The organism is Pseudarthrobacter sp. 01T43, from assembly GCF_056398665.1.
The window spans coordinates 184,311-200,341 of record NZ_JBFTPV010000008.1 but is presented as its reverse complement, the minus strand read 5'-3'; the positions used below and the strand labels follow the sequence as shown (position 1 = coordinate 200,341).

Annotated in this window: 14 protein-coding genes; 11 read left to right on the top strand and 3 right to left on the bottom strand. The window is 65.9% G+C overall.

Annotated features, from left to right (window positions below):
• Positions 1 to 115 precede the first annotated feature (115 nt).
• The 6 genes from AC1DIM_RS10510 (at position 116) to AC1DIM_RS10485 (ending at position 6,152) form a co-directional block, all read left to right on the top strand.
• Positions 116 to 379 (top strand): WXG100 family type VII secretion target, encoded by a 264-nt coding sequence (locus AC1DIM_RS10510; protein WP_477710419.1) that lies wholly within the window; start codon positions 116 to 118, stop codon positions 377 to 379.
• A gap of 84 nt (positions 380 to 463) precedes the next feature.
• Positions 464 to 2,851 (top strand): NAD-dependent DNA ligase LigA, encoded by a 2,388-nt coding sequence (gene ligA / locus AC1DIM_RS10505; RefSeq protein ID WP_477710418.1) that lies wholly within the window; start codon positions 464 to 466, stop codon positions 2,849 to 2,851.
• Positions 2,848 to 3,666: an inositol monophosphatase family protein gene (locus AC1DIM_RS10500; protein ID WP_477710417.1), complete on the top strand. Its 819-nt coding sequence runs from the start codon at positions 2,848 to 2,850 to the stop codon at positions 3,664 to 3,666. Before ligA ends, AC1DIM_RS10500 begins: the two co-directional genes overlap by 4 nt.
• A gap of 26 nt (positions 3,667 to 3,692) precedes the next feature.
• A complete protein-coding gene (locus AC1DIM_RS10495; protein WP_477710416.1) occupies positions 3,693 to 4,196 on the top strand; it encodes a GNAT family N-acetyltransferase in 504 nt (167 codons plus the stop codon).
• Between the two features lie 47 nt (positions 4,197 to 4,243).
• Positions 4,244 to 4,627 carry a RidA family protein gene (locus tag AC1DIM_RS10490; RefSeq protein WP_477710415.1) on the top strand — a complete coding sequence of 128 codons (384 nt, stop codon included), beginning with the start codon at positions 4,244 to 4,246 and terminating at the stop codon, positions 4,625 to 4,627.
• Positions 4,628 to 4,766: 139 nt separating this feature from the next.
• Positions 4,767 to 6,152, top strand: coding sequence for an HNH endonuclease signature motif containing protein (locus AC1DIM_RS10485; protein WP_477710414.1), 1,386 nt, complete (start codon positions 4,767 to 4,769; stop codon positions 6,150 to 6,152).
• A gap of 105 nt (positions 6,153 to 6,257) precedes the next feature.
• Here AC1DIM_RS10485 and AC1DIM_RS10480 read toward each other — a convergent pair whose 3' ends face one another.
• Positions 6,258 to 6,920, bottom strand: coding sequence for a response regulator (locus AC1DIM_RS10480; RefSeq protein ID WP_477710413.1), 663 nt, complete (start codon positions 6,918 to 6,920; stop codon positions 6,258 to 6,260).
• On the bottom strand, positions 6,913 to 8,820 hold the full coding sequence (locus AC1DIM_RS10475) for a sensor histidine kinase (RefSeq protein ID WP_477710412.1): 1,908 nt from the start codon (positions 8,818 to 8,820) through the stop codon (positions 6,913 to 6,915). Before AC1DIM_RS10475 ends, AC1DIM_RS10480 begins: the two co-directional genes overlap by 8 nt.
• A gap of 258 nt (positions 8,821 to 9,078) precedes the next feature.
• On the opposite strand from AC1DIM_RS10475, the gene AC1DIM_RS10470 reads away from it, so the two are divergent.
• The 5 genes from AC1DIM_RS10470 (at position 9,079) to AC1DIM_RS10450 (ending at position 14,987) form a co-directional block, all read left to right on the top strand.
• Positions 9,079 to 10,581 (top strand): CitMHS family transporter, encoded by a 1,503-nt coding sequence (locus AC1DIM_RS10470; RefSeq protein WP_477710411.1) that lies wholly within the window; start codon positions 9,079 to 9,081, stop codon positions 10,579 to 10,581.
• 190 nt (positions 10,582 to 10,771) lie between these two features.
• A complete protein-coding gene (gene gatC / locus AC1DIM_RS10465; protein WP_255769685.1) occupies positions 10,772 to 11,068 on the top strand; it encodes an Asp-tRNA(Asn)/Glu-tRNA(Gln) amidotransferase subunit GatC in 297 nt (98 codons plus the stop codon).
• A gap of 2 nt (positions 11,069 to 11,070) precedes the next feature.
• On the top strand, positions 11,071 to 12,627 hold the full coding sequence (gene gatA / locus AC1DIM_RS10460) for an Asp-tRNA(Asn)/Glu-tRNA(Gln) amidotransferase subunit GatA (RefSeq protein WP_477710410.1): 1,557 nt from the start codon (positions 11,071 to 11,073) through the stop codon (positions 12,625 to 12,627).
• Complete coding sequence (gatB, locus tag AC1DIM_RS10455) at positions 12,627 to 14,135, top strand: Asp-tRNA(Asn)/Glu-tRNA(Gln) amidotransferase subunit GatB (RefSeq protein WP_477710409.1); 1,509 nt, start codon at positions 12,627 to 12,629, stop codon at positions 14,133 to 14,135. Before gatA ends, gatB begins: the two co-directional genes overlap by 1 nt.
• 210 nt (positions 14,136 to 14,345) lie before the next feature.
• Complete coding sequence (locus tag AC1DIM_RS10450; RefSeq protein WP_477710408.1) at positions 14,346 to 14,987, top strand: hypothetical protein; 642 nt, start codon at positions 14,346 to 14,348, stop codon at positions 14,985 to 14,987.
• Positions 14,988 to 15,093: 106 nt separating this feature from the next.
• On the opposite strand, the gene AC1DIM_RS10445 is transcribed toward AC1DIM_RS10450, so the two are convergent.
• The gene (locus tag AC1DIM_RS10445) at positions 15,094 to 16,005 is read right to left on the bottom strand and encodes a LysR family transcriptional regulator (RefSeq protein WP_477710407.1); all 912 of its coding nucleotides are present in this window, start codon (positions 16,003 to 16,005) and stop codon (positions 15,094 to 15,096) included.
• Positions 16,006 to 16,031: the final 26 nt, after the last annotated feature.

The following is a 16,031-nucleotide window of genomic DNA, read 5'->3' as shown; positions in this document are numbered from 1 at the left end:
CATCGACGGGTTTCCGGGGCCGGGTTAGGTTGGGGGCAATGGATCTTCCGGATGAGCCGGGGGCCGCGGGGGATGCCGATCTGGATCGGATCCGATGACTTATGAGGAGAAACTGATGGCTATTTGGGGCGCAGATGTTGAGCAGCTCAAGACTCTTGGCACGAAGCTGCAGGCCGGGGCTTCGGAGATCGAGCAGCAGCGGAGTAACCTCACCCGTCTGCTCGATGGCACCAGGTGGGAGGGCCCGGACGCGACGGTCTTCCGCAGCGAGTGGTCCGGCACGCATAGCACTGCTTTGAACCAGGTCATCCAGGCGCTGAAGGATGCCGGGCAGAAGGCCACCAGGAACGCCAACGAGCAGGACCAGGCTTCACGCTAGGCCGGCTTTGTTTGACCGAGGGCCCGGACACACCGTCCGGGCCCTCGGGCCTTAAGTGTCGGAGGGGTAAGGCAAGATAGGTCTGTGAGCACAGCAACAGGCCCCGCAGAGGCCACAGCCGCCAGCAACGAGAACGTGACTGACCAGGATGCCGTCCCTTCTGAATCGGTCCGCGAAGAATACGAGAACCTGGCTGACTCGGTCAGGAAGTACCGCTTCGCGTACTACCAGGAGGACGAACCCCTGGTCTCGGACGCCGAATTCGACGAACTGTTCCGGCGGCTGGAGGAGATCGAGGCGCTGCACCCCGAGCTCGTTGCCAACGACTCCCCGACGCAGGAGGTGGGCGGTGAGGTCTCAGCCGCATTCGCCGCCGTCGAACACCTGCAGCGCATGTACAGCCTCGAGGACGTCTTTTCCCTCGAGGAACTGGAAGCCTGGATCACCAAGGCCGAGGCCAGCATCACCAAACTCGGGGACACTGCTGTGCCCGCCTGGCTGACCGAACTCAAGATCGACGGCCTGGCCGTCAACCTGTTGTACCGGGACGGCAAACTGATCCGGGCCGCCACCAGGGGCGACGGTACAACGGGCGAGGACATCACCCACAACGTGCTGACCATCAAGGAAATCCCACAGGAGCTGACCGGCACCGGATTCCCGGCCGAGATGGAGATCCGCGGTGAGGTCTTCATCCCGTCCAAGGCGTTTGCAGAATTCAACGAGGCGTTGATTGAAGCCGGCAAGGCACCGCTGGCCAACCCCAGGAACGCCGCGGCCGGTTCCCTCCGCCAGAAGGACCCTGCAGAAACGGCCAAGCGGCCGCTGCGGATGTTTGTCCACGGAATCGGTGCCCGCGAAGGGCTGGAGACCCTCAGCCAGTCCCAGACGTATGGCCTGCTGGAAACGTGGGGCCTGCCCGTCAGCCCGTACTTCGAGGTTCTCGGGAGCCTGCAGGACGTGCTTGCCTTCATCAAACGCTACGGCGACAAACGGCACAGCCTGATGCACGAAATCGACGGCATTGTGGTCAAGGTCGACGACCTCGCCACCCAGCGGGCCCTTGGCTACACCAGCCGGGTGCCGCGGTGGGCCGTGGCCTACAAGTACCCGCCGGAGGAAGTCCACACAAAACTGCTTGACATAGCAGTCAACGTGGGACGGACCGGACGCGTAACCCCGTTCGGTGTCATGGAGCCGGTGAAGGTCGCCGGGTCAACCGTTGGCATGGCCACCTTGCACAACCAGGACGTCGTGAAGGCCAAGGGTGTGAAGATTGGCGACATTGTTGTCCTGCGGAAGGCCGGTGATGTCATCCCGGAGATTGTCGGACCCGTGCTGGCCCTGCGCGACCAACAGCAACCGCCCGTGCGTGACTTTGTGATGCCCACCGAGTGCCCCTCGTGCGGAACCCCCCTTGCGCCCGGCAAGGAAGGTGACGTGGATATCCGCTGCCCCAATGCCCGGTCCTGCCCGGCGCAGCTCCGCGAACGGGTCTTCCACCTGGCCGGCCGCGGCGGGTTCGATATCGAGGCACTTGGCGGGGAGGCCGCCATCGCGCTCACGTCAGGACCAGGCGCGGATCCCGCCACCAACGGTGGCAGGGTGGAACCCTCCGGCGACGGCATCCTGGGCAGCGAGTCCCAACTGTTTGAACTGGCGGCGGACTCCGGACGGGACGAGCTCCGGAACAAGCTGGCCGACGTGACCGTCTGGCGCGAGAAGCGCGCCAAGGGTGTCGGTACTGGAACCTGGGACCTGGTCCCGTACTTCTGGACAAAGGCCACGGCCAAGTCCCCGTCGAAGCCAACCGCTACCACGGAGAAGCTGTTCAAGGAGCTCGAAAAGGCCAAAACCCAGCCACTGTGGCGTGTGCTGGTGGCGTTGTCCATCCGGCATGTGGGTCCCCGGGCTTCCCGCGCACTGGCTACCTCGTTCGGCAGCATGGACGGCATCCGGAACGCCTCCGAAGAAGAACTTGCGCACGTGGACGGTGTGGGGCCCACCATCGCGGCGGCCCTCAAGGAATGGTTTGCTGAGGACTGGCACCTGGAGATCCTTGACCGCTGGGCTGCGGCCGGCGTCCGGATGGAGGACGAGCGCGACGAGTCAACACCCCGGACCCTGGAAGGGTTGACCATTGTTGTCACGGGCTCCCTGCCTGACTTTAGCCGGGACGAGGCCAAGGAAGCGATCCTCACCCGGGGCGGCAAAGCAGCAGGTTCCGTCTCGAAGAACACCAGTTATGTGGTGGCCGGGGAGAACGCCGGCACCAAGCTGGACAAGGCTGAGCAGCTCGGAATACCCGTGCTGGACGAGGACGGCTTCCGGGAGCTCCTGGCGAACGGTCCGGCCGCGGCTTTGGACCCGGGTGCTGAATCCGAGAACACTTCCGGACCGGAAAACGCTGCCGAATCCGAAGAGACAAACGAACCCGAGAACACTTTCGAATCTGAAGAGGTAACAGAATGAACCAGCAAGACCTCACCGTAGAACTCCTAGCGGTGGCCAAGCAGGCGGCCTCCGCGGGCGCCGCGGTGCTGGCGTCACGCAACGGCGACGCCTTGGACGTCAGTAACAAGGGTGACTCGGGGGACTGGGTCACCGCCTTCGATGTCGCCGCGGAAAACGCCGTCCGGGAAGTCATCATGGCCGCCCGGCCGCAGGACATCATCACCGGGGAGGAACACGGGACAACGCGGCCTGCTTCCCCCAGCGGTTATCGCTGGTCCATCGACCCCCTGGACGGAACCACCAACTTCATCCGGAATATCGTCTACTACGCCACCTCCGTGGCAGTTGCCGATTCCGACGGCGTCTGGCTGGCCGGCGTCGTCAACGCGCCTGCCCTGGGCCGCGTCTACCACGCTGCACGCGGCCACGGCGCATGGCTGGAAGAGGGCGGCCGGCTAACCCCGCTCCAGGGCCCGGTGGCGGGCCGTACCGGCCAGATTTTGGCCACGGGCTTCAGTTACGATCCCGCAATACGCGTTGAGCAGGCAGCGATGCTCGGCGATCTCATGGACGGGTTCGCCGATGTCAGGCGGCTGGGCTCCGCGGCGCTGGACCTTTGCCTCGTGGCGGACGGAACCCATGACGCCTACGGGGAACGCGGGCTGAACGAACACGACTACTCAGCCGGGGCGCTGATCGCGGAGGAAGCTGGCTGCTGGGTGCGGCGTCCGCGCCTGGAGAGCCCCGTCGACGGCGGGCCAACTGACGCGGACCGGCTCGCGGCCTGGACCTGCGCCGGAACGTTGGAGCTGGCCGGGAAGTTTCCGCTCTGAGCCTGTTCCGGCACTAACATTGTCAGGTGCAATCGCAAATAACCATCCGTTCCGCCGTTGAGGCCGACTTCGACGCCATCGCCAGAATCACCGCTGACTCCTACCTCGCAGCAGGATACTTCGATAGCGCGGACCACCCGTACATGCAGCAGATCCAGGAAGTCGCGGCACGTGCAGCGAAAGCCACGATCTGGGTTGCCGAGCGGGACGGGCAGGTGGTGGGTTCCGTGACGTTGGCGCTCGCGGGCGAGCCGTATGCCGACATCGCACTTGCGGATGAGCTGGAGTTCCGGATGCTCGTGGTCGACCCCGCTGTGCAGCGCAGCGGTGCAGGGCAGGCCATGGTGAAGGCCATCATCGAGCACGCGAAGTCGCTGGATGGGATCCACGGAGTGGCGCTGACCACCGGCAGGACCTGGGAAAGCGCCCATGGCCTGTATCGGAAAACAGGTTTCCGGCGCGTCCCGGCACGCGACTGGCTGATTCCCGGCACCGACATAAAGCTGCTGGTTTACCGGCTCGATGTCTAGCCGCCCTAAAGTGGTGCCGACTCATTTTCGGCACTGAAAGGCCCACCATGCGCAAAACATTCGGCACCGGCTCCGTCTGGGAACAGACCCTCGGCTACTCCCGGGCCGTCCAGGTGGACAATACGCTCTACATTTCGGCCACTGCCGCCAGCGGCGAAGACGGCATCGTGGGCGATGACTTCTACACCCAGACCCAGTTCATTTTGAAGAAGCTGGGGACCGTCCTGGCCGACGCCGGGTTCAGCTTCGAGGACGTGGTTCAGTCCAAGCTGTACCTGACGGACATCGCCAAATGGGAAGAAGCCGGCCGGGCCCACGGCGAAGTTTTCGGCGAAATCCGGCCCACCCTGTCCCTGGTGCATGTCCTGCCCTTCCTCGACCCGAAGATGCTGGTGGAGATTGAACTCGTCGCGCAGAAGAGCGCCAGCTAAACGCAGAACGAAGCTGGCCGCCGCGTGGCAGGGCAAAGGCGAAGCCGGGCCGGCAGTCTTGCCAAATACTCTCGGGAAGTTATCCACATAGGGGTACAGCCTTCGCGCTGTCGACGGGCTGCTCTGTGATGCTGGAGATATGGACACCACGGCAGCTGCGGAGACTTTGGAGGCCATCGCGGCGTCTGCTTCGCAGCTGGCCGGTGTGCTCCGGGGGCCGGCGCTAATTCCTGCGGGTGATCTGGCTCGTTGGGAGGCTGAGGCGTGTCTGACGGTGTTGTCCGGGGCGGCTGGGCTGGAGGCGATGGCCGCCGCGGTAAAGGTCCGTGCCGCCGGTGGTTATGACGAGGCCGCCCGGTCAACTGCCGGACCGCCGGTGTCGCCGGAAGACAACACCGGTCAGGAAATAAGTATCGTGGCCGAGGTCTCGTGCGCCCTGACGGTCAGCGAACGCACGGCCGGCGGGCTGCTGGTCGAAGCCCACCGCTTACGTACTGCCCTGCCGCTCACGCTTGCCGCTCTTGAGGCAGGGACCATTTCGTGGCAGCACGCCCGGATCATGGTGGATGAAACAATCAACCTGGACCCCGCCGGCGCCCACGCGTTGGAAGCCCATTTCCAGGACCCTGACGCGCCGAACCCGGCCCGGGGCCCGGCCGGGCACTTGGTCCCGGGCCGGTTCCGGGCCAAGGCCCTGACCTGGCGCGAGCGTCACCACCCTGTCAGCATCGAACAACGCCATGCCAACAGTGCTTTGGACCGTCGGGTTGTGTATTCCCCGGACCGGGACGGCATGGCCTGGCTCTCGGCCTACCTGCCCGCCGATCAGGCATCCGGGATTTGGGAGCGGACCACCGCAGCAGCCCGGGCCCTTCAGGGACCTACCGAGGGCAGGACCCTCACTCAACTCCGTGCCGACAACGTCGCGGCATGGCTCCTCGGCGGCACTCTGGACGACGCTGCCGGGATAATTCCGCCACCGAAAGCCCAGGTCCTCGTCACCGTGCCGGTGTTTGCGCTGATGGGTCTGACCGAGGAGCCCGCCATGTTGGACGGGTACGGGCCGATCCCACCGTCCATGGCCCGCGCCCTCGTGGCTGACGGTGCCCAGTCGTTCCACCGCGTCCTGACCGATCCTCGCGACGGCGCCCCGTTGGAGATCGGCCGCGACAGTTACCGGGTCCCCAAGGCCCTGCGTCAATGGCTGAGGTTGCGGGACGGAAAGTGCCCATTCCCTGGCTGCTCAAACCCGTCCCTGGATAACGAGGCCGACCATATCCTTGCCTGGGCCAACGGCGGCACTACCGGCATCGCAAATCTTGGCCAGCCATGCCCCAAGCACCACCGGCTCCGCCACACCACCGCCTGGACACCCACCCAACCCAGCAAGCACGAACCGCCCGGCTGGATTTCACCCACAGGCCGGCACTACCAAAGCGAACAACCCGATTGGGAGCCACCCCACTGGCCAGACGTCATTTACGCCAGAGACAGCCGGCAGGATGACACGTTGGTACCCACCTAACTGGCCTGACGTCATTTACGCCAGAGACAGCCGGCAGGATGACACGCTGGTACCCACCTAACTGGCCGCTGCCCTCCTGCCCTAACTGCCGCCTGCCCTGACTGGCTACTGCGCAGGCAGCCCGTAACGGTGTTCCGGCCGTCCGGTGGTTCCGTAGCGGAGTTGGATGTCGACGGCGCCGTCGTCGGCCAGTGAGGACAGGTACCGCTGTGCCGTGGCCCGGGAGACCCCGACCCGGGTGGCAACCTCCGCTGCCGAGTATTGCTCGCCGGCAATCAGGGATTCCAGAACCGCTGCCTCGGTGGCGGACCGCGGCTTGGACGACGGCGTCACGTCCCCCGGAATCAGCGCTCGTTTAGCCCGCTCCACTGCGCCCTGGTCCAGAACGCCCGGTTGGCCCAGAAGCCTCCGGTACCGGGCATAGGAACGCAGCTGCTGCGAGAGCGACTCGGACGTAAACGGCTTCAACAGATACCCCATGGCGCCGCGGCGGAATGCTTTGCGAAGCGACTCGGCGTCTGATGCTGCACTGAGGATGATGGTGTCCACATCCAGCTGCTGCAGCAGGTCCAGTCCCGACGCATCGGGAAGGTACACGTCCAACAGCACCAGGTCGGGGCGGAGGCTATGGATCGTCTGCAGCGCCAGCGACGCCGTACCAACCGGTGACAGGGCGAGGAACCCCGCCACCGAGTCGACATAGGCGGCGTGCAGCTTGGCCACGTGGAAGTCGTCGTCCACGATCAGCACACGGAAATCCTCAGGCATCGTCATCCTTTTCTGAAGTGTTTATAGGGCCCGAAGTCCCGGTGAGGGTTCCGTCAGCGGCCCCGGTGAGGGTTCCGTCAGCGGCCCCGGTGTGGGTTGCGCCGGTGTGAGTTCCCGCAGTCGTACTCGAATTAGTTCCGGCGGTAGTGCCTGGCAGGGAGGCCATGAACACAGCTCCGGGTCCACCCTGCGTGCCAGTTTCCAGGATCCTGATGTCCCCGCCGCGGCGTCGGGCCAGTTTCCGGGCCAACGCCAGGCCCAGGCCTTGGCCGCCACTCCTCCGGCCACCCCTGTCCAAGCCGCCCCTATCCAGACCCGCACTGTCCAAGCCGCGCCCATCCAGACCGGCACTGTCCAGACCTGCAGCATCTGGCCCGACGGCTCCCGGCGCAGTCGTGTAGCCCTCCGCGAAGACTGCCTCGGTTTCCGTCCCGGGAGCCAGCCCGTCGCCGGAGTCTGCGACGACGATGAGGAGGGTCCCGCCGTCTTCGTGCGGTTCGTCCAGCACCTCCAGCTCCACCCACCGGTCTGTGGCGGAGCCCGCTACTGCGGCCTTCACCGCATTGTCGATGAGGTTGCCCAGCACAGTGGTGACGTCCTGCGGCTCCGTGACCTGCCCGCGGACCAGGGTTTCCGGCCCGATCCGAAGGGTGACACCGCGTTCGTCGGCCTCCACCCCCTTGGCGCCCACAAAGGCCTGAAGGTAGGGGTCCTGGAGCAGCTCGGCCTGGTCCACCGGGAATTTCAAGGGTCCGGTGGCGGCAAGTCCTGCCAGGTAATCACGGGCCTGCTGGTGCTGCCCGATGCTCATCAGGCCGGCAATCGTGTGCAGCTGGTTGGCGAATTCATGGCGCTGGGCGCGCAGGGCAGTGGACATGGTGCCCACGGCGTCGAGCTGGCGGGTGAGCTGCTGCAGTTCCGTACGGTCCCGGAGCATCACCACCCAGCCCAGGTCCTCCCGGCGGTGCAGGGCTTTGCGGGCACTCGCCACCAAAACCCGGCCCCCGGCGACAAGCTCGATGGCGTCCGCCTCCTCAGCATCCGCCCTGGTCAGCGCCTTCAGCTGGGTGGGCACGGGCGCACCGGCCCACGAAGTCCCGGATACATCCGGGAGGTCCAGGAGGCGCTGTGCGGCTGCGTTGAAGACGCTGATTCTGCCGTCGGCCGCGACGCCGATGACGCCGTCGTCCACGCCTTGCAGGACGGCCACCTGGTCATGGACAAGGGTGCTGATCTCCTCAGGTTCGAGGCCCATGGTGAGCCGCCGCAGCCGGTGCCGCAGCAGGAATGAAGCCAGCATGCCGGCCAGCAGCGCCCCGGCAGCGGTGAGGGCGACCGGTCCGATGTCCCGTTCAAGGCTCTGACCCACAGTTTCCATGGAGTAGCCCACGCTGACTTCGCCCACCACGGTGTCAGTCCCCCGCGCGTAGACGGGAACCTTGGCACCAGCCGACGGACCCAGCGTTCCGGTGTTCCGGGTGGTGATGTCCTGCCCGGCGAGGGCCTCGGTGGGGTCGGTGCTGACCTTCTCACCTAACCGGGCGGGGTCGGGATGGGCCAGGCGCAGGCCGGTTTCGTCGGTGATCACCACAAACAGGGCGCCCGTCCGGATCCGCGTCGCCTCGGCGGCGGCCATCAGGGGCCCGGCGCGGAGCTCGGCCGGCGGGGGAGTGCCCTCACGCTCACTGATAGCCAGCACGTCGGCCTGTACTGAGGGGTCGGCGGCCACCGCCCGGGCCAAGGTCAGGGCCTGGTTTTCGGCGTCGCGGCCCACTCTGTCGTACGTCAGCCAGGCGTGGACGGCCGTGCTCAGCAGCACCACAAGCAGGACCACGCCGAGCTGCAGGAACAAAGTCTGCGTGGAGAACCGGATGGGAGGCGTGCGCCAGGAACGTGGCATGGTCCTCCTCTCGTGTGGCAACTCGTGCCGTAGGGCGTTTCGCCGTGCGGTCTTGCGTTTCGTCGTGGGGCAGTGCGTTCCGGTGGGCTGCGGGCGTTTGCATCTCGTCCGGCGAGCGCGTGAGCAGAATGCGCAAAATGCTCCGAATAAGCAGTATGCCAATCAATTGAGCCAAAGGCACGGGCGTGACGCCCGCCACCCTACAGTCTGTAGCACGCGTCACACCGCTGTGCCGCTGTTCACATGAAGGAGCCGGCCGTGCTGGTATTACTTGGATTCGCAATGATCGCGGTATTCATGGTGCTGATCATGACGAAGAAGTTGACGCCAGTGCTGGCGCTGATCATCGTCCCCACCGTTTTTGGACTTTTCGCAGGCGCCGGACTGGGCATTGGCGACATGGTCATGGACTCGATGAAGTCCATGACATCAACCGCCGCCCTGCTGATGTTCGCCATTATCTACTTCGGCCTGATGATCGACGTCGGGCTGTTCGACCCGTTGGTCCGGTTCATCCTGCGCAAGCTTGGCAATGACCCTGCCAAGGTGGTCCTGGGTACTGCCCTCCTTGCCGCCGCAGTCTCCCTCGACGGCGACGGCTCCACCACCTTCATCCTCACCACCGCAGCCATGCTGCCGATCTACATCCGGCTGAAGATGAGCCCGGTGGTTCTCACGGTCGTGGCTGGCCTGGCCAACGGCACCATGAACATCGTGCCGTGGGGCGGCCCCACCGCCCGTGCCGCCAGTGCACTGAAGATCGACGTCAACGACGTCTTCGTTCCCATGATCCCCTCACTCATCGCCGGCCTCGCCGTCGTCCTCGTCTTCGCCTGGGTCCTCGGCCTGCAGGAACGTAACCGCCTTCGCGCCACGCAGCCCGAGATCTGGGGCGTGCCGTCCTCGGCAGCACCTTTCACCACTGACGCTTTCGACGACGGCGCCCCGGCAGGCGGCAGCGGCACCTCCCGCAGTGGTTCCGGCAGCGGAGGTTCCGGACGCGGTACCGCGCCTGTTCCCGCAACAGGAGGCCCCGCCGTCGGCGGTTCCTCAATCGCGGTGCTGGAACGCACCGAAGCGCCGGTTGATGACAGCGACACCAGCATGGCAGGCACCGCCCTCGACCCTAACCGCAAGACCCTGCGCCCCAGGCTGCAGTGGTTCAATCTGGGTCTCACCGTGGCTGTCATGGCGGTCCTCGTGGCTAACATCATCCCCCTGCCGTACGTCTTCATGGTGGGTTCCGCCATCGCCCTGCTAGTGAACTTCCCCCACGTCAAGGACCAGGCCGCGCAGATCGTGGCCCACGCACCGTCGATCGTTGCTGTGGTCAGCATGGTCATGGCTGCCGCAGTCCTGACCGGCGTCCTCAAAGGCACCGGCATGGTTGAGGCGATGTCCGCCTGGCTGGTACAGATCATCCCGTCCAGCATGGGCCCGCTCATGGCCGTCATCACCGGCGTACTCAGCATCCCCATGACGTTCTTTATGAGCAACGACGCGTTCTACTTCGGCGTGCTGCCGGTCCTCAGCGAAACCGCTGCGCACTATGGCATCAGCGGCGCCGAGATGGCCCGTGCCTCCATCACCGGGCAGCCGTTCCACATGCAGAGCCCGCTGGTTCCCGCCATCCTGCTCCTGGTCTCCCTGGCCAAGGTGGACCTGGGTGACCACCACAAAAAGGTCCTGTGGCGCGCGGCAGTGGTCTGCCTCGTCATGTTGGGTGTAGGAATGCTGACCGGAGCCATCGGTATCGGCTAGTCTTATGCTGCCTGTGCCCGGTCCCCGTGACCGGGGCCACGGCACCGAGGTGCCCGTCTGACGCCCGCTGGGGGTCGTCAGACGGGCACCAACGTTTCCCCACTAGACTGGTTCGGAAAACAAACCGCACTTTGTTCGGGCGAAGAGCCGTGCAAGGTCGGAAAACAATTTGAACTTGCAGGGGAGATCCATGGCTGCGATCAACCGTGACGATGTTGCGCACCTCGCGCAGCTCGCTCACATCGAGATGAGTGCTGAAGAGCTGGACAGGATGGCCGGCGAACTCGCTGTCATCGTTGATTCAGTGAAGTCCGTAAGTGAAGCCGCCGGTGATGACGTCCCGGCAACCTCCCACCCGATCCCGCTGACCAACGTGTTCCGCGAGGACGTTGTGGGCCATACGCTCACTGCGGAGCAGGCACTCTCGGGAGCTCCCGATTCCGATGAGAACCGTTTCAAGGTCCCGGCAATCCTGGATGAGGCATAGGCATGACTGACAACAACGAACTCATCCGCCTCTCGGCGGCCCAGCTGGCCGAGAAGCTGCGCGCCGGCGAGGTCACTTCCGTCGAGGTCACCCAGGCGTTCCTTGACCGGATCGCAGCGGTCGACGGCGGCGAACGCGGCGTGAACGCGTTCCTCCACGTCAACACGGAAGAGGCCCTCGCCGTCGCCGCCGAGGTGGACGCCATCCGCGCCGCCGGCGGCGCCGCGGCCGGGGAACTCCACGAACTGGCCGGCGTGCCCATCGCGGTCAAGGATCTCATCGTCACCATCGGCCAGCCCACCACGGCCGGCTCGAAGATCCTCGAGGGCTGGCACAGCCCGTACGACGCCACCGTGGTCAAGCGGCTCCGCGCCGCCAAGATGCCCATCCTGGGCAAGACCAACCTGGACGAGTTCGCCATGGGTTCCTCCACGGAGCACTCCGCGTACGGACCCACCCGCAACCCGTGGGACCTGGACCGGATCCCGGGCGGTTCCGGCGGCGGTTCGGCAGCCGCCGTCGCAGCCTTCGAAGCGCCGCTGGCCCTCGGAACGGACACCGGCGGTTCCATCCGCCAGCCCGGTGCCGTCACGGGCACCGTGGGCGTCAAGCCCACCTACGGCAGCGTCTCCCGGTACGGCGCCATCGCCATGGCCTCCTCGCTGGACCAGATCGGCCCCGTGTCCCGTACCGTGCTGGACTCGGCGCTCCTGCACCAGGTCATCGGCGGGCACGATCCGTTCGATTCCACTTCACTCCCGGAGCCGCTGGAGGACCTCGCGGCGGCCGCCCGCGTGGGCAACGTCGAGGGCCTGCGGATCGGCATCATCAAGGAGCTCCACGGCGAGGGCTACCAGCCCGGCGTGGAGAACCGCTTCAACGATTCCCTGGCACTGCTCAAGGAAGCCGGCGCGGAAATTGTTGAGGTTTCCTGCCCCAACTTCCAGTACGCCCTGGGTGCCTACTACCTGATCATGCCGTCGGAGGCCTCCTCCAACCTGGCCAAGTTCGACGGCGTCCGGTACGGCCTGCGCGTCCTCCCCGAGGATGGTCCCATGACCATCGAACGCGTCATGGCTGCCACCCGCGCCGCCGGTTTCGGCGACGAGGTCAAACGCCGCATCATCCTGGGCACCTACGCCCTGAGCGCAGGCTACTACGACGCCTACTACGGCTCCGCGCAGAAGGTCCGCACTCTGGTGCAGCGGGACTTCGATGCCGCGTTCGCACAGGCTGACGTGCTGATCTCGCCCACGGCCCCCACCACGGCGTTCAAGCTGGGCGAGAAGCTCAACGACCCGCTGGCGATGTACCTCAACGACGTCGCCACCATCCCCGCCAACCTCGCCGGCGTTCCCGGCCTGACCCTGCCCGGTGGACTGGCCGATGAGGACAACCTGCCCGTCGGCATCCAGCTGCTGGCACCCGCACGCCAGGACGCCCGCCTCTACCGGGTTGGTGCTGTCTTGGAATCGCTGCTGGAAGCTAAGTGGGGCGGCCCGCTGCTGGCCCAGGCGCCGGAACTGGCCCTATCGACCGAAACTCAGGAGGCAAAGTAATGAGCATGGACGCAACCCTGAGCTTCGAAGAGGCCATGGAGAAGTACGATCCCGTCCTGGGGTTTGAGGTCCATGTGGAGCTCAACACCAAGACCAAGATGTTCTCCTCCGCGCCCAACGTCTTCGGTGACGAGCCGAACACCAACGTGAACGAGGTGGACCTGGGCATGCCGGGCGTACTGCCCGTGGTGAACAAGACCGCGATCGAGTCCTCCATCAAGATCGGCCTTGCGTTGAACTGCAAGATCGCCGAGTCCTGCACGTTTGCCCGGAAGCAGTACTTCTACCCGGACACCCCCAAGAACTTCCAGACCTCACAGTACGAAGACCCCATCGCGTACGACGGTTACCTGGACATTGAACTCTCCGACGGCACCATCTTCCGCGTGGAGATCGAGCGCGCCCACATGGAAGAGGATGCCGGCAAACTGACCCACATGGGCGGGTCCGCGGGCCGCATCCAGGGTGCCGAGTTCTCGCTGGTGGACTACAACCGTTCCGGCGTTCCGCTGGTCGAAATCGTCACGAAGCCCATTGAAGGGGCAGGATCGCGCGCTCCCGAGCTGGCCAAGGCCTACGTCGCCGCCGTCCGGGAGATCGTCAAGAACCTCGGCGTGTCCGACGCGAAGATGGAGCGCGGCAACGTGCGCTGCGACGCGAACGTCTCGCTACGGCCGCATGGCCGCGAACGCTTCGGCATCCGCTCCGAAACGAAGAACGTCAACTCGCTGCGCGCCGTCGAGCACGCGGTCCGCTATGAGATCCAGCGGCATGCCGCCGTCCTGGACTCCGGCGAGCCGGTCACCCAGGAGACGCGCCACTGGCACGAGGACACCCGCACGACGACGTCGGGCCGGGCCAAGTCCGATGCCGACGACTACCGCTACTTCCCGGAGCCGGACCTGGTTCCGATCGTCGCGTCGCGTGAGTGGGTGGAGGAGCTCCGGGCCACCCTGCCGGAGCCGCCGGCAGCCCGCCGCAAGCGCCTGCAGGCCGACTGGGGCTACTCGGACCTGGAATTCCGCGACGTGGTCAACGCTGGCGTCATGGACGAGATCGAGGAAACCATCGCTGCCGGCGCCTCGGCTACCGTGGCCCGCAAGTGGTGGATGGGCGAGATCGTCGGCCGGGCCAAGAACGCCGACTTCGATCCCGGCCAGCTGGGCGTGCAGCCGGCCACCATCGTTGAGCTGAACAAGCTGGTGGAAGACGGCAAGATCAACAACAAGATGGCCACCGAGGTCCTGGACGGCGTTCTCGCCGGCGAAGGTACCCCGGCCGAAATCGTCGAGAAGCGCGGCCTGGCCGTAGTTTCCGACGACGGCCCCCTGTTGGAGGCCATCGACGCCGCCCTGGCTGCGCAGCCCGACGTCGCGGAGAAGATCCGCGGCGGCAAGCTTCAGGCCATCGGCGCGATCGTGGGCGGTGTCATGAAGGCCACCCGCGGCCAGGCCGACGCAGCCCGCGTCCGCGAGCTGATTCTGGAAAAGCTGGGAGTGGAAGGCTAAGCCAAACGCCTGGCTGAACCACCCGTTTTAACCCAACTGGGTCGCAGTTAATGCTGTTATGAGCGCTCATAACAGCATCTACTGCGACCCAGTTGGCGTTTAGGTACTCATCCCGTGCCGGTGCCAAGTACCCGTGTTCAGCAACGTGCCGCGGTCCTACACTGAAGAATCAGGGCGGCGGTGCCCTGGGCGTGCAGTAGGAGGTGGGTCATGTCAGTTCGGGAGCCGTTGCGGCTGCGGAAGGCAGTGCTGGCCGGCATGGTGGCACTGGCATTAACCGGCGCGGGCACGGCGATAGCCTGGTCCGCCGCTGACTCGCCCTCGCCAACGCCGTCCCCTTCCGCTTCAGGGAAGTCCGGTGAGCCCGCCCCCGGGCAGCCGGGCAAAACGGACCAAGGCAAGCCTGACAAGTCCCAGCGCCCGCGGCAGCTGCACAGCGAAAGCGTGGTGAAGAAGGCGGACGGGACTTTTGAAACGCGTCTGACCCAACAGGGCACCGTGGATTCGGTCAGCCCTACCTCGGTGACGGTGAAAAGCGAGGACGGTTTCACCCGGAGCTACGCGGTCAACGCGGAAACAAAAATCACTAAGTTCCCGGCGCCTGCCGCGGATGGCTCGCCGGCAAAGGGCGACGACGGCAAACGGCTTAAGCCCACAGCCGGAACCATCGCAGACATCGCCGCGGGTGACGCCGTCAGGATCTCGGGCGTAAAGAACGGGGACCAGGCCACGGCAGGGCGGATCGTCGAAGGCGCCGTTGCCGGACCCGGCAACGGGATGGGAATGGGTAAAGGCTTCGGTCTGGGGAAGGGCCACGGCAAGGGGCACAAAGCCAGCACCAGCACGAGCTAACCCCCCCCGTCCAAGTAAGTAGCAGCAGGTGTCGCTATGAGCCGTCATAACGACATGTGCTGCTACCCAGTTGGGCCAGCCGCGCGCGGGCCAGCCACACGCAGGGTCAGCTGTCCTCCACCAGCCCGGTCATGATCGCCTGGAGCGCCTCGCACACAATCATCACCGACCGGCGCTTCAGGTTCTCGGGGCGCGCCAGGATATCAATCCGCCGGCGGGTGCTGATGCCTTCGAGCGGCCGCAGCACAATGCCGGGGTTGAGCACCGGCCGCGCGGTATGCCGCGGCAGCAGGCCCACCACGCCGCCCGCCGCCACCAGCGCGGCGACGGTGGAGTAGTCGTTGATCCGGTGGAGGATGTTCAGTTCCTTGCTGGAGACGGCCGCGACGGCGGACAGCACGTCGGCGGGGGAGTAACCGGTGTGGCTGGTCACCCACGGTTCGCCCACGACGTCGGCCGCTGTGACCGTGTCCTGCCCGGCGAGCCGGTGGTCGGCCGGAAGGGCGACGTCCAGCGGTTCGTGCGCCAGGGGGATCACGGCCACGCGTTCCTCCGGCCAGCGGGGGCTGTGGTCCATCCGGTGCGCCAGCACCAGGTCGTAGCGGGCCGTCAGCCCGGGGAAGTCTTGCTGGGCCACGTCCTCGTCGGAGAGCTGGATCCTCGGCTGGCCCGGTGCGTCGAGCAGCCGCGCCAGCGGAGCAAACAATGCCTGGCCTGCGCTGTGGAAGCCGCTGAGCGTTACCGGTGCCACCGGCGAGCCGTGATAGGCGCCAATCGCCGTGCGGGCATCGGCCATGGCGCTGACGACGGCGGCGCCGGCGTCGGCGAGCACCTGGCCGGCCTCGGTGAGCACCAGGTTCCGCCCCTCCTTCCGGGTCAGGGGGACCTCCACGTTGCGCTGCAGCAGGGATAGCTGCTGGGACACGGCGGAGGGTGTCACCATGAGGGTTTCGGCGACTGCCTTCACACTGCCCAGGGCGCCGAGCTCACGAAGGATCTCCAGCTGGTGTATTTCCATCCAGACAGTCTACGCATTAGCTATTG